The organism is Xanthomonas sp. NCPPB 1067 (assembly GCF_020783795.1).
Taxonomy (GTDB): domain Bacteria; phylum Pseudomonadota; class Gammaproteobacteria; order Xanthomonadales; family Xanthomonadaceae; genus Xanthomonas; species Xanthomonas melonis.
Genome location: NZ_JAJGQG010000015.1, coordinates 1 through 13,507, shown reverse-complemented (window position 1 = coordinate 13,507; position 13,507 = coordinate 1). Strand labels below are relative to the sequence as shown.

Below are 13,507 nucleotides of genomic sequence, written 5' to 3'. Positions count from 1 at the left end.
GGCTACTTCTTGCTCCGCTTGCCCAGCCGCACCGCATCCAGCAGCACGAACAGCGGCGGCCACAGCGCCATGCCCAGCAGCGGCGCCCACCAGTAGCTCCACGGCAGGGTCGGCTCGCCCACCGCCAGATGCACGGCCGAGGACACGATGCGGTCGTTCAGCAGCAACCCCCCGATGGCCAGCGCCTGCTGGGAGAGCGGAAAAAACCGCATCCGCGCGCGGAAGCGCTGCAGGATGAAGGTCATGATCACCAGCCGCAGCGCCTGCTCGCCGAGCAGCCCGCCATACAGCAGATCTGCCAGCACCCCGGCCACGAAAGCCACGCCCAGCCCGACCCGGTCGGGCGCTTCGATCACCCAATAGGCCAGCACCAGCGCCAGCCAGTACGGACGCAGCGGCTGTACCAGCGCCGGCAACGGCAGCAGCCCCAGCAACAGCGCAACGAAGATGCTGACCGGCAGGATCCAGGTATTGCGCATGCGGGTCATTGGTCCGTCTCCTGTGGAGACGGGACCCGGGATCCGGAGCCAGCCGGGAGCCGGGACCCGGGACCCGGGACCCGGGCAGAAGCGGGGCGTGTCGCGGTAACGGCCGCCGCGGCATCCGGGCGCACACGCTCCGCCGACTGCTGAGAGGCCGGGTCCCGGGCAGAGGCACTACCATCGTTGCTGTTGCTGTTGCTGTTGCTGTTGCCGGGTCCCGGGTCCCGGGTCCCGGGTCCCGGCTCTCCCGGCTCTCCCGGCACTACCCGCAACGGCTTGCCCGCCCGCAGCAACAACACATCCCGGCCCCGATCCAGCTTGGCCGCCGGGGTCAGTTCGCCGACCAGGAAGGCGTGGGTGTCGTCCGGATGCAGTTCGGAGACCTTGCCGACCGGGAAGCCGGCCGGGAAGCGGCCGCCCAGGCCGGAGGTGACGATCTCGTCGCCCACCTGCACGCCGGCACTGAGCGGGATGTCGCGCAGTTCCAGGCGGTCGCCGCGGCCGTAGACGATCAGGCGCACGCCATTGCGCGCAACGCTGACCGGCACCGCATGATCGGGGTCGGTCAGCAGCAGCACGGTGGAATGCAGCGGGGTCACTTCGATCACCTGGCCCATCAAACCGCCGGCATCGATCACCGCCTGGCCCAACCGCACGCCGTCGCGGCTGCCGGCATCCAGCAGCAGGCGCTGGCGGGTGGGGTCCAGGTCGATATCCAGGATCGGCGCCAGCTGCACGTCCAGGCCGCGGCGCTCGGCCACGTTGAGCAGTTCGCGCAACTGCGCGTTGTCCAGCGCGGCGGTCTGCAGCCGGGTCAGGCGGGCATTGGCCACCAGCAGCTGATTGCGCAGGTCGCGGGTTTCCTCCACCAACTGCGCATGGGTGGCAGCGTTGTCGCGCACCTGCGAGCCGATCCGCCCCGGCAGCCCGGCCACCGCCCAAATAGGCTGGATCAGCAGATTGGCCTGCAAACGCAGCTGGCTCAGCCAGCCACCACGGCTATCGAGTCCGATCAGCACGACCGCCAGCACCAGATAGACCAGCAACCGCAGTGTGGAGGTGACTTCGCCCGGACGGGAGGCGACGGGAGGACCGGCGTAGGAGGGCACTGTCAGGGCCGGGATTGGGGATTCGGGAATGGGGAATCGGAGAGCGCTGTGCTGCCCTCGATGCGGCTGAGGCTAAAACTCACATCGGCGGGACCGCGTCGCAACCGCGCAGGGCAGCAGGCAGGGAATGCTTTGACGATTCCCCATTCCCGATTCCCCATTCCCAGCTCCATCACTCTGGAGCGAAGAACTCGTTGCCATGCATGTCCACCAGCTCCAGCGCGCGACCACCGCCGCGGGCCACGCAGGTGAGCGGGTCGTCGGCCACCTGCACGTGCAGGCCGGTTTCCTCGGAGATCAACCGGTCCAGGTCGCGCAGCAGCGCGCCGCCGCCGGTGAGCACGATGCCGCGCTCGGCCACGTCGGCGCACAGTTCCGGCGGGGTCTGCTCCAGCGCCAGCTTGACTGCGGACACAATGCCCGACAGCGGCTCGTGCAGCGCTTCCAGCACCTCGTTGGAGTTGATCTTGATCATCTTGGGCACGCCCTCGGCCAGGTTGCGGCCGGAGATCTCCATCTCCTGCACCTCGTCCTGCGGATAGGCGCAGCCGATCTGCAGCTTGATCCGCTCGGCGGTGGCTTCGCCGATCAGCATGCCGTGGTTGCGGCGCACGTAGTTGGTGATCGACTCGTCGAAGCGGTCGCCGCCCACCCGCACCGACTGCGAGTAGACGATGCCGTTGAGCGAGATCACCGCCACCTCGGTGGTGCCTCCGCCGATATCGATGACCATCGAACCGCGCGCCTCGGTCACCGGCATGCCGGCACCGATCGCCGCGGCCATCGGCTCTTCGATCAGGTAGACGTCGCGCGCACCGGCCTCTTCCGCCGATTCCTTGATGGCGCGGCGCTCGACCTGGGTGGAGCCGGCCGGCACGCAGACCAGCACGCGCGGGCTGGGACGCAGCACGCGCGACTTGTGCACCTTCTTGATGAAGTGCTTCAGCATCGCCTCGGTGTAGGTGAAGTCGGCGATCACGCCATCCTTCATCGGGCGGATGGTGGTGATATGGCCGGGAGTCCTGCCGAGCATCTGCTTGGCCTCGGCGCCGACCGCCGCCACCGAGCGCGTACCGCCGATCGCACGGTCCTGACGCACCGCCACCACCGATGGCTCGTTCAGCACGATGCCCTGCCCGCGCACGTAGATCAGCGTATTGGCCGTGCCCAGATCGATGGACAGGTCGTTGGAGAACATGCCGCGCAGTTTCTTGAACATCGAGGGAGTTGTTCCTGGGTGAGTCGCGCGCCCTACCGCCAGAGTGGCGAAAATTTGGGCAGAAAACGAAGTCGGCTAGCCTAGCAATCCCCCCCGGGGTGAGCAAGGAAAAATCGGCCGCCCCGGCCCCGTTTTCATGTGCCGGTCACGCCGGCCATGGCATGCGGTTGTGGCCCTGATCGGTCGCAGCCGTTACCCTTTGCGCCGCGGCGCACGCGCCGTCCCGCTGCCATGCCCGGCAACTGGCGGGTATTTCCCTACGCAAAGGCCTGATTCGATGTCCGCACTGATCTGTGGTTCCCTCGCCTACGACACCATCATGGTGTTTCCGGACCAGTTCAAGAACCACATCCTGCCGGACAAGGTGCACATCCTGAACGTCTCGTTCCTGGTGCCGCGCATGCGCCGCGAGTTCGGCGGCTGTGCCGGCAACATCGCCTACAACCTGCACCTGCTCGGCGGCGCACCGATTCCGATGGGCACCGTTGGCCAGGATTTCGGCCCCTACCGCGAGCACTTCGAGGCCCTGGGCATCGACCTGTCGCGCGTGAAGATCATCGACGACCTATTCACCCCGCAGGCGTTCATCACCACCGACCACGACAACAACCAGATCACCGCCTTCCACCCGGGCGCGATGATGCGCAGCTACGAGAACCACGTGAAGGACGTGCCGGGGGTGACCCTGGGCCTGGTCGGCCCGGACGGGCGCGAAGGCATGATCCAGAACGCGGAAGAGTTCGCTACCGGCGGCGTCCCCTTCATCTTCGACCCCGGCCAGGCCATGCCGCTGTTCAACGGCCCGGAGCTGCGCCAGTTCATCGAGCAGGCCGACTACGTGGTGGTCAACGACTACGAGTCCAATCTGCTGCAGGAACGCACCGGCTGGGACGAAAAGGACATCGTCTCGCGCGTGCAGGCCTACATCACCACCCAGGGTCCCAAGGGCGCACTGGTGCACACCCCGGAGAAGACCTACGACATTCCGCCGGCGCACGAGCGCCGCGTGGTCGATCCCACCGGCTGCGGCGATGCGTTCCGCGCCGGGCTGATCTACGGCATCCAGCACAACTACGACTGGCTGACCATCGGCCGCATGGGCAACCTGATGGGCGCGCTGAAGGTGGAGCACCCGGGTACGCAGAACCAGCGCTTCGACTTCGCCGAATTCAACGATCAGTTCAAGCAGCAGTTCGGTTACGCGCTCTGACGCGCACCGCCGCTGATCAGCGCTTGCCCTTCTTCCCTTGGGAGAAGGTGTCCCGCAGGGGCGGATGAGGGTGCGCCTCGGAGATCTACCGTCACCTGTCATGACAAACGCGTCGCCACGCGCCATCAGACCTGAATCACCGACTGCTTCACTGCCTCGCCCCGTACCCTCACCCCAGCCCCCGCGCTGCGCCCCGGCCCGCGCTCGCGGCACGGGCGCTCCAAGGCACACGCGCCAGTGGCGAGTAAGCCGTGCCTTCTCGCCCCTTGGGCAGAGGGGCTTTATGCCGACAGCGCGGCATCGTCAGCGGCGACAGCGCACTTTGCTGCAATGCAGTTTGAGCATCACCACGGTTTGTGTCTCTACTGACGCCTCGCGCCCACTGAGGAACGCTGGCCCATGTCAGAGCCAAGCGTTATCGCCGATTCCCAGGTTTCGCCGGAGTTCGAGCCCGACCTGCTACGGCAGATCCGACGGTTGCGCGACATCGCGCCACTGGCGCCGCCGCTGACGCGCTCGTGGCGGCGCTGCCTGGACGACTACGCGCTGCTGCCCGAGGCCACGCCCGCCCCGCTGGTCCATGACGCCCTGCACCTGCGCGAGCGCCAGCAGCGCCTCGGCGAGGTGCTGCGTATCGCCAAGGTGGAAATGGAGAACCTGTACGAGCAGATCGCCGGCAGCGGCTATGCGGTGATCTTTGCCGATGCCCAGGCCACGGTATTGCACAGCGTGCACGATGCCACGCTGGTGCACGAGTTCCGCCAGGCCGGCTTGCTGTGCGGCGCCAGTTGGGACGAATGCCATCAGGGCACCAACGGGCTGGGCACGTGCGCGGCCGAGCGCACGCCGGTGAGCGTGCACCGCGGCGAGCATTACCTGACCCGGCACCTGCCGCTCTCCTGCAGCGGCGCGCCCATCCTGGATCCGCACGGCGGCCTGCTGGCGGTGCTGGACGCCTCCACGCCCAATGCGCAGGACAGCAAACAGATCCAGCGCCATACCATGGCGTTGGTGAGCATGTCCGCCGCGCAGATCTCGCGCTCGCATTTTCTCAACGAGTTCGCCCACGCCTACATCCTGCGCTTCCACAGCCGCCCGGAATTCGCCGGCCTGCTGCACGAAGCCTTGATCGCCATCGGCACCGACGGCCGCGTGCTGGCGGTGAACGAAGCGGTGCTCGAACAGCTGGGCAAGATCGATCGCAGCCTATTGGTGGGGCGCGACATCTCGCAGGTGATGCAACTGGACTTCGACACCCTCGAACACCGCGCCGGCAGCGACGCCGGCACGGTGTGGTCGATCCGCTGCGCCTGCCACGGGCGCCGCTTCTACGCGCTGGTACGCCCGCCCCGTGCGCGTCCGTCGCCGTCGGGCGTGGGCGGAGCCGCGGCGGCGGTGCCGGACACTGCCGCCGCACCGGGCGAGCACATCGGCTCCGATCCGCGGATGCGCCATAACCTGGCCAATGCATTGAAGCTGGCGGCGCACCGGGTCTCCATCCTGCTGCGCGGCGACACCGGCACCGGCAAGGAAGAATTCGCCAAGGCCGTGCATCGCGGCTCGCCCTGGTCCAGCGGGGCGTTCGTGGCGATCAACTGCGCCGCGATTCCGGAGGCGCTGATCGAAAGCGAACTGTTCGGCTATGCGCGCGGGGCGTTCACCGACGCTGCGCGCGAAGGACGTCACGGCAAACTGTTGCAGGCCAGCGGTGGCACCTTGTTCCTGGACGAAATCGGCGACATGCCGCTGCCGTTGCAGAGCCGCCTGCTGCGCGTACTGGAAGACCAGTGCGTCACGCCGCTGGGCAGCGAGCGCACGGTCGCGCTGGAACTGCACGTCATCAGCGCCAGCCATCGCGATCTGGCCCAGCGCGTGGCCGCAGGGGAGTTCCGCGAAGACCTGTATTACCGACTCAACGGCGTGGTCATGCACCTGCCGCCGCTGCGCGAACGCAGCGACAAGGCCGAGTTGATCCGCACCCTGCTGCACGAGGAAAACCCCGAACGCAGCGTGCGCATCAGCGAGGAGGCCATGCACAAGCTGCTCAGCTACGCATGGCCGGGCAACCTGCGCCAGTTGCGCAATGTGCTGCGCACCGCGGCGGTGCTGTGCAGCGGTGGCGTGATCCGCCTGCCCAACCTGCCGCAGGAGATCGTCGACGCCGGAAGCGCCCCCTGCCTGGTGGATGGCCGCGCGGTGGCCGCCGACGACATGCCGGGCCGCGTCGCGCTGGATCAGGCCGAACGCATGGTGCTGCAGCAACAACTCGAACGCCACCGCTGGAATGTCAGCCGCACCGCCGATGCGCTGGGCATCAGCCGCAATACGCTGTATCGCAAGCTGCGCAAGCATGGTCTGGCTACCGGATGAATCGGGGGCCGGGATTCGGGATTGGGGATTGGCAACAGCTAGCAGTCGGCGCCGCCGGTGCATCGGCGTTTACGAATCACGAATCCCGAATTCCGAATCCCCGCCTCAAAGCGCCCAACGCAGCCCGACCACATACTGCCTGGGTACGCCGGGTGCGAGAAAACGCGCCGGGCCGGTTTCTACCGGTGCATCTTGCGGGCGGGCCAGCTCGCCGTCGGGGAACACGTCTTCGGCCACGGCGGCATAGGTGGCGTAGTGGCGGTCGAACACATTGTCGATCCGCGCGAATAACGACACGCGTGGAGTGATGGTCCAACGCGCCTGCAGGTCGACCAGGGCATAGCCGGCAGTGCCGATGTCGATGCGCTCGGGCGCGGCTTCGCCCGCTTCGGCATTGTCGACCTGACCGTCCTCGTTGCCGCTGGCCACGCGCCCGGACACCGCGCGCACGCCGGCGCCCAGGGTCAGCGCATCGCGCTGCCATTCCACCGCGGCCTTGAAATTGTGCCGCGGCAGTGCGGCAATGCGCAGGCCGGGCCGCAGCGCGATCACGCGCTCGCCGGACAACAATTCGCCGCTGCTGCGGTAGGTCGCGTCCAGGTAGCTGTAGCCGGCCGACCACTGCCAGCGGCCGCTGCGCTGCTGCAGCGCCAGATCTGCGCCCTGGTAGCGGGTACGGCCGACGTTGTCGAAGTACCCCAGCTGGGTATCGGGCGCGCGCAGGAACAGGATGTCGTCGCGGTTATCGGCCCGGTACAGCGACAGCGTCGCCTGGGTGTCGGCCGATGGCGCCCAGCGCGCGCCCACTTCGACCGTGCGCGAGACGATCTGCTCCAGCGGTGGATCGGCCTGCAGGCCGGTGGGGAGGCGGCACGGCTGGGTCGGATCGGCACAGCCCAGCTCGATGGCGGTGGGCGCGCGCGTGTTCTGCGCCACCGAGCCGTACACGGTCAGCCCGGAAGCGAGCCGATGGGTCAGCCCCAGCGAGGGATTGGCCTTGACGTAGACGAAGCGCTCGCGCGGGCGGTCGCCGTCCTCGGCAGTGGAGAGGATGTTGTCCACCACCACCCGATTCCAGCGCACTGCCGCAGTGAGATGGGTCGCCTGGTCGATCGCCCAGGTATCGGCGACGAAGGCGCCCAGCGTCTTGGTGCTGCCGCGCACGCCGGAGAAGAACGTCCGCTCGGCATCGGGATCGGCCAGCACCGAGCGATCCGGCTGTACCCAGCCATCGCGGGCGAACTGTCGATACCGGACATGACCGCGATCGAAGGTCACGCCGGTGCTGAGCGCATGCGCACCCCACTGCCCGGTCAGGTTGAGCGCCAGCCCCTGCGCATCCTGGCGCATCCATGTGGTGTTGAGTGCCCCGGTCGGCAGCGCATCGGCATCGGCGCGCGCGATCCCGCAATCGGCGTCCAGCGCGGTGCCGTCTGCGGCATAGCCGGACGCGCACTCTTCGACGAACTCTTCGTAGTCTTCGCCGATGTCGCCGTTGACGGTGTCGCGCCGGCCCACGCGCGAATAGGCCAGCGCGTGCAATGCGGTGTCGGCATCGAAGCGATGATCCAGCTGCGCGGTCAGCAGCGTGTTGCGATTGCGGGTGAGGTCCGGCGAGGTGTATACCGCGCGGCGGTCGGCGCGATACAGCCCGGGCTCAGGCCCTTCGTCGGTGTAACGCGTCTGCGGCAGCAGGCCGTTGCCGATCAGGCGGCTGCGCCCGTGCAGCAGCGACAGGCTCCAGTCGGTCTGCTCGCCCTGCCGACCGAGCTTGCCGAACAGCGTGCCCAGCCGGCCTTCGGACGCATCGCGCCAGCCGTTCTCGTCGAAACCGGTCACTGCGATGAACCCATGCCAGCCGTCCGCGCCGGCGACGCCATAGCTGGCATCCAGGCGCCTGCGCGCGCCGCTGCCCAGACTCAACTCGCCCTGCACGCCCGGTGCGGTGAGTCCGGAGGCAGTGGACAACACCACCGCGCCCCCCAGCGTGTTCGGACCGAACAGCGGGTTGGAACCGGGCATCAGGGTCACCGCCGTGATCGCCGCTTCGGGCAGCATGTCCCAGCTGACGATGTCGGCGAACGGTTCGTTGAGGCGTACGCCATCCAGATACACCGATACGCCCTGCGAGGCGCCCGGCAAGGCCGAGGCGCGGAAGCCGTGGAAGGTGAGGTCGTTCTGGAACGCGCTGCCCTGCACATCGTTGCCATCCACGCCGACGAAGCGCCGCTGCAGCAGATCGCCGAGATTGTTGCTGCGCCCGCGCGACAGGTCGGCCGTGTTGGCCGACTGCACCATGTACGGCAGCTGCCCCGCATCGATGGTGGTGCCGGGGACCGGCGTGGCGGTGACCTCGACGCGATCCAGCCAGGTGACCTGCGCCGCCTCTGCCGCCAGCGCCCTGGCAGCGCCGGCCAGCGATGCCAGGGCACAGGCGCCCACCAATGCGTGGCGCCGCAACGGCGCGTTCCTGCGTGTGGCTGCTGTCATGTCGCGTCTCCGTCAATAAAGCACGATCGATTTGATGCCGCGCGCGGCGCGCAGATCCGCCAACCCCTGGTTGATCTCGTCCAGCGCCAGCGTGCGGGTGATCAGTGGTGCCAACCGGATTTCGCCGCGCAGGCAGCGCTCCACATAGCCGGGCAACTCGCTGCGCCCTTTCACCCCGCCGAATGCGCTGCCGCGCCACACCCGCCCGGTGACCAGCTGGAACGGGCGGGTACTGATTTCCTGCGCAGCGTCGGCCAGGCCGAGAATGACGCTCTCGCCCCAGCCCTTGTGGCAACACTCCAGCGCCGCCCGCATCGTGCCCACATCGCCGACGCATTCGAAACTGTGGTCGGCGCCACCGTCGGTGAGATCCACGATCACCTGCTGGATCGGCGCGCCGTAGTCGCGTGGATCCAGGCAATCGGTGGCGCCCAGCGCGCGCGCCAGCGCGAACTTGCCCGGATCGATATCCACTCCCACGATGCGCCCGGCCTGCGCCAGCACCGCGCCCTGCACCACCGACAGCCCGATGCCGCCCAGGCCGAACACCGCCACGCTATCGCCGGGACGCACGTGCGCGCCGGTGAGGACCGCGCCCACCCCCGTGGTGACCGTGCAGCCGAGCAGACAGACCTGCTCCAGCGCGGCCTCGCGCGGGATGCGCGCCACCGCGATCTCGGGCAGCACGGTGTACTCGGAAAAGGTGCTGGTACCCATGTGATGCAGGATCGGGCGCCCGTGCAGCGAGAACCGGCTGCTGCCATCGGGCATCAGCCCGCGCTCCTGGCTGCTGCGAATCGCCTGGCACAGGTTGGTACGGCCGGATCGGCAGAACTTGCAGACCCCGCATTCGGGCATGTACAGCGGGATGACATGGTCGCCGGCCTGCACGCTGGTGACGCCGATACCCACCGCTTCCACCACACCGGCGCCTTCCTGCCCCAGGATCGCCGGGAAGCTGGCCGCATGCCCGTGGGCCAGTGCGTGCACATCGCCATGGCAGATGCCGGTGGCGACCAGCCGCACCAGGACCTCGCCGGGGCGCGGCGGCTGCAGCTCCACTTCTTCGATGGTCAGCGGCTGATGCGGGCCCCAGGCCACCGCAGCGCGTGTCTTCATCCCGCCTCCCTGGCGCGCGTGGGCATGGCGGCCACTCAGCGCGCGATGACCACGCCCCACGGCAGTTCGCCGACAGGGATCTGTTTGCGTTCGCGCAGGCTGGCGGTGTCGATCACGCTCACCGTATTGGAGCGCCCGTTCGCCACGTACAGCTTGTCGCCGGCCGGGGTCAGCGCCGGGTTCCATGGCCGCAACCCGACCGGGATCTCGGCCAGGCGGCGTGCGCTGCGGGTGTCGATCACGCTGACCGTCCCGGCGCCACCATTGGAGGCATACAGACGCACGCCGTCCGCAGACAGGGCAACCCCGGCGGTGCGCACGCCAGCCGGCAGACTGGCGCGGCGGGTGCGGGTCTGCAGGTCGATCACATCCACCACGTCGGCCGTTTCCTGCGCGATGTAGACGCGATGACCATCCGGCGCGAAGGCCATGCCGCGTGGGTGGCCGCTGGTGGCCACCACGCCGATCGAGCGCTGCGTGGTCAGATCGATCAGGTCCATGTCGTTGGAGCCTTCGTTGCTGGTCAGCAGCCACTTGCCATCGGGTGTATACGCGCAGTGCTCCGGTGCCTGCCCACGCGTGGCGATGACCTGCTGCACCGTAAAGCGTGCGGCATCGATCAGCATCACCTGGTTCTGCCCCTCCACGCACACCGCGAACTGCCTGCCATCGGGCGAGCGCGCGATGCCTTCGGCGTTCTCGCCGATCTGCACGCTGCGCAGCACGCTGTCCTTGGCGATGTCCAGCTCGATCAATCGGTGGTGTTGCGCATCGATCAGGTACAGGTGGCCCTGTGCCCCGGGCAACAGTTGCTGCAGGCGATTGCCCAACTGGCCTTGTCCGGTGAGGGTACGCACCACCGTATCGCTGCGGGTATCGATCACCGACACCGTGCCGCTGCGCTGATTGGGCACATACGCAAACACCGGCGCAGTCGCAGGCGCGGGCGTTGCATCGGTGGAGAGCGGCGGCGCGAGGGGAGCGGACCTCGCCGTGGAGGCAGTCACAGGCGCATCGCGCTGGCAGCCGGCCAGCAGCACCAGCGCGCCGAGTGCAGCCACCGCACGCAGGCGCAGCCAAGTGCCGCAAACCGCTCTGGAGACGCCAGGCCTCATTGCGCCTTGCCTGCGGTCTTGTTGATGGAATGGATGAAGGCGAGCAGCTTTTCGGTATCGCCGGGCTTGAGCACCGGTGCGAACGGCGGCATCTGCCCCACCACTTTTTCGTGGCCGATCCGGGTCTTGCCATGGGTGATCATCGCGGCGGTGCCTTCGCTGATCAGCGCACGCAAGGTGTCGTCGTCGCTGCCATAGACCCAGATGTCGTTGGTCAACGGCGGGCACATGCCACCACCCCCGGTACCGCCGTGGCAGGCATTGCAGCCGGCGGAAAAATAGATCTTCTTGCCTTCGGCCACCAGTTCCGGCGTGACCTTGACTTCCGGCCCCTTGGGAATCGGAACCACCGTGGCTGGAGGCGTAGGCGGCGTAGCCGGATCCGGCGCCGGCCCGGCGGCGAGATTGGGCATGGCCGCCGGCGCGGCAGCGGGTGGCGGCGCTGTGGTCGCCGCTGCCGGCGTGCTGGCGGCGGGAGGCGCGGCCGCATCGCGCGCCGGGCCAGGCGGCGCTTCCTCCTTGCCGCATGCCGCCAACATTGCACTGAGCAGCACGCTGCATAACGCTGCACGGACGGAACGATCGAGACAACCAACGATGGTCTTGCGCATGGACGAACCTTTCTGATCGGAGGGAACGCCACGCACAGATGCGCGCGGCGGAAGAAGCGGTCAGTGTCTGGAGGGGCGGGCGGTATCGCTCAGCAGGGTGGCCAGCGCGGTATCGCCACGGTCCTGTGCCAGCGCCGCCGCCGTCTTGCCTTCGCGATTGCGCACCGCCGGATCGGCACCGGCAGCCAGCAGGCGTCTGGCGACCTGCTCGCGGCCGGCCGCGGCTGCCAGCATCAAGGCAGTGACGCCGGCCCGATTGGCGTGCCCCGCGTCGGCTCCGCGTGCGAGCACCGCATCGAGGATGGCCGGGTCGTCGCGCGCCACCGCAAACATCACCGGCGTGAACCCGGTGGCGTTGGCGCGCCGCGCATCCGCTCCGGCGGTCAGCAACGACCGCACCACCTCCACATCGGCGTACGCCACTGCCAGTTCCAGTGCGCTCCAGCCATCGCCGGACACCGCGTCCACCGACGCACGCTTGCGCAGTAGCCGGTCGACGCTGTCGGCATCGTTGGCCCAGGCGGCCTTCATCAGCGCGGTCCATCCACCGGCATCGCGGGCGTCCAGCCGCGCGCCGGCATCCAGCAGCAGACCCACCAGGTCGGGTTCCTGGTTACGGATGGCCTGATGCAGCGGCGGCTCGCCGAGCAGATTCGGCCGGTTGGCATCGGCGCCGTGCCGCAGCAACCAGGCCGCGCGCACCGCATCGCCGGCATCCAGCGCATGCGCAAGCTCCTGATTCGGGTCGGCGCCGCCGGCGATGCGCAGTTGCAACTGCGCCAGCTCCTGCGACGACGCGGCCGGGCTGGTCGACTTCGGCGCCGGTGTCGGTGTGGCGTAGGGCCCATGCGACGGCAGATCGCCGGCCACGACGCAGTCGCTGCACCGTACCAGCGGCACCCGGTAATCGCGAAGAATGGCCTCGATCTTGCCGGCGCTGCGTTCGAATGCCGTGTTCAAGGCATCGCGCAGCGCGGCATTCTTGCGCGCCACCGCCCAGGCCATCGAATACTCCAGCACGGCATCGTCGACGGTGTTGAGCGGTACCAGGCCCAAGCCTGCGCGCGCAGCGTAATAGCCGGCGACCGGGCCCCAGGATTCGGCGGCATCCAGCTCGCCTGCGGCGACGCGCTGCACCAGCTTGCCAGGGTGTTCTTCCGGCGCGGTGGCCGAATCGTAGAACAGGTACTGCACCTCACCAGTGACGCCGTGTTCGTACAGCGCCTGGCGCGCGGGCGAACTCTGGAACACGCCCAGCCTGATCGATTTCAGCGCCGGATCGTCCAGGGTGCGGGGCGCCAGCTGCAGGTCCTTGCGCGCCACCAGCACATAGCTGGAGCGATAGAGCGGCACCGTGGTGAGCCCCTGTTCGAAATCGCTGTTGAGATCCATCAGCACATCGCAACGGCCGGCATTGATGGTGCTGCGCGCCAGCCCGCGCTGGTAGTAGGTGCGCCATTCGTAGTCCAGCCGCCGCCCCATGGCTTCGGCCACCACCTGCGCGATCCTGTTCTGGAATCCCTCGCCGGCCTTGTTGGACAGCGGCATGTTGCCCGGATCGGCGCATATCCGCAGCACCGTGGAATCGGGTACCGGTGGCGGTGCGGCAGCTGCCGCTGCGGGTGTGGGCGTCACCGCGGCGGGCGCGGTGGCAGAAGCGCGAGCCGTCGGTGAGGACGGCTCGCGTGTGCAGCCGCCAGCGACGAGTCCGAGGCTGCAAACCAGTAGCACCCTGCGCAGCTGCGCGGCCATGTCGTGCGCGCCGGCAGCGGGCTGCCGGCG

Annotated in this window: 9 protein-coding genes and 1 pseudogene; 2 read left to right on the top strand and 8 right to left on the bottom strand. The window is 68.4% G+C overall.

Features of this window, described 5'->3' with window-relative positions; all coding sequences use genetic code 11:
* Window positions 1-2: 2 nt before the first annotated feature.
* The 3 genes and pseudogenes from mreD to LL962_RS12520 all read right to left on the bottom strand — a co-directional run bounded on the left by mreD (window position 3) and on the right by LL962_RS12520 (window position 2,810).
* Window positions 3-488: a rod shape-determining protein MreD gene (gene mreD, locus LL962_RS12530; RefSeq protein ID WP_228317122.1), complete on the bottom strand. Its 486-nt coding sequence runs from the start codon at window positions 486-488 to the stop codon at window positions 3-5.
* Window positions 489-642: 154 nt separating this feature from the next.
* A pseudogene (gene mreC / locus LL962_RS12525) lies at window positions 643-1,591 on the bottom strand (rod shape-determining protein MreC); the annotation flags it as partial.
* Window positions 1,592-1,763: 172 nt separating this feature from the next.
* Window positions 1,764-2,810 (bottom strand): rod shape-determining protein, encoded by a 1,047-nt coding sequence (locus LL962_RS12520; protein ID WP_010368259.1) that lies wholly within the window; start codon window positions 2,808-2,810, stop codon window positions 1,764-1,766.
* A 277-nt stretch (window positions 2,811-3,087) separates the two neighbouring features.
* Here LL962_RS12520 and LL962_RS12515 point away from each other — a divergent pair, with 277 nt between their 5' ends.
* On the top strand, window positions 3,088-4,020 hold the full coding sequence (locus LL962_RS12515) for a carbohydrate kinase family protein (protein ID WP_104585798.1): 933 nt from the start codon (window positions 3,088-3,090) through the stop codon (window positions 4,018-4,020).
* Between the two features lie 399 nt (window positions 4,021-4,419).
* Window positions 4,420-6,390 carry a sigma-54-dependent Fis family transcriptional regulator gene (locus tag LL962_RS12510; RefSeq protein WP_228317121.1) on the top strand — a complete coding sequence of 657 codons (1,971 nt, stop codon included), beginning with the start codon at window positions 4,420-4,422 and terminating at the stop codon, window positions 6,388-6,390.
* Window positions 6,391-6,495: 105 nt separating this feature from the next.
* Here LL962_RS12510 and LL962_RS12505 read toward each other — a convergent pair whose 3' ends face one another.
* The 5 genes from LL962_RS12505 to LL962_RS12485 all read right to left on the bottom strand — a co-directional run.
* Window positions 6,496-8,880, bottom strand: coding sequence for a TonB-dependent receptor (locus LL962_RS12505; protein WP_228317120.1), 2,385 nt, complete (start codon window positions 8,878-8,880; stop codon window positions 6,496-6,498).
* Between the two features lie 12 nt (window positions 8,881-8,892).
* A complete protein-coding gene (locus LL962_RS12500; protein ID WP_104585804.1) occupies window positions 8,893-9,999 on the bottom strand; it encodes an S-(hydroxymethyl)glutathione dehydrogenase/class III alcohol dehydrogenase in 1,107 nt (368 codons plus the stop codon).
* A gap of 35 nt (window positions 10,000-10,034) precedes the next feature.
* Complete coding sequence (locus tag LL962_RS12495; RefSeq protein WP_228317119.1) at window positions 10,035-11,114, bottom strand: beta-propeller fold lactonase family protein; 1,080 nt, start codon at window positions 11,112-11,114, stop codon at window positions 10,035-10,037.
* Entirely contained in the window at window positions 11,111-11,761 is a 651-nt protein-coding gene (locus tag LL962_RS12490; RefSeq protein WP_228317118.1) for a c-type cytochrome, read from the bottom strand. Before LL962_RS12490 ends, LL962_RS12495 begins: the two co-directional genes overlap by 4 nt.
* Window positions 11,762-11,785: 24 nt before the next feature.
* Window positions 11,786-13,507 (bottom strand): quinoprotein dehydrogenase-associated putative ABC transporter substrate-binding protein (locus LL962_RS12485; RefSeq protein ID WP_441004869.1); only part of this gene is annotated, 1,722 nt, incomplete at its 5' end.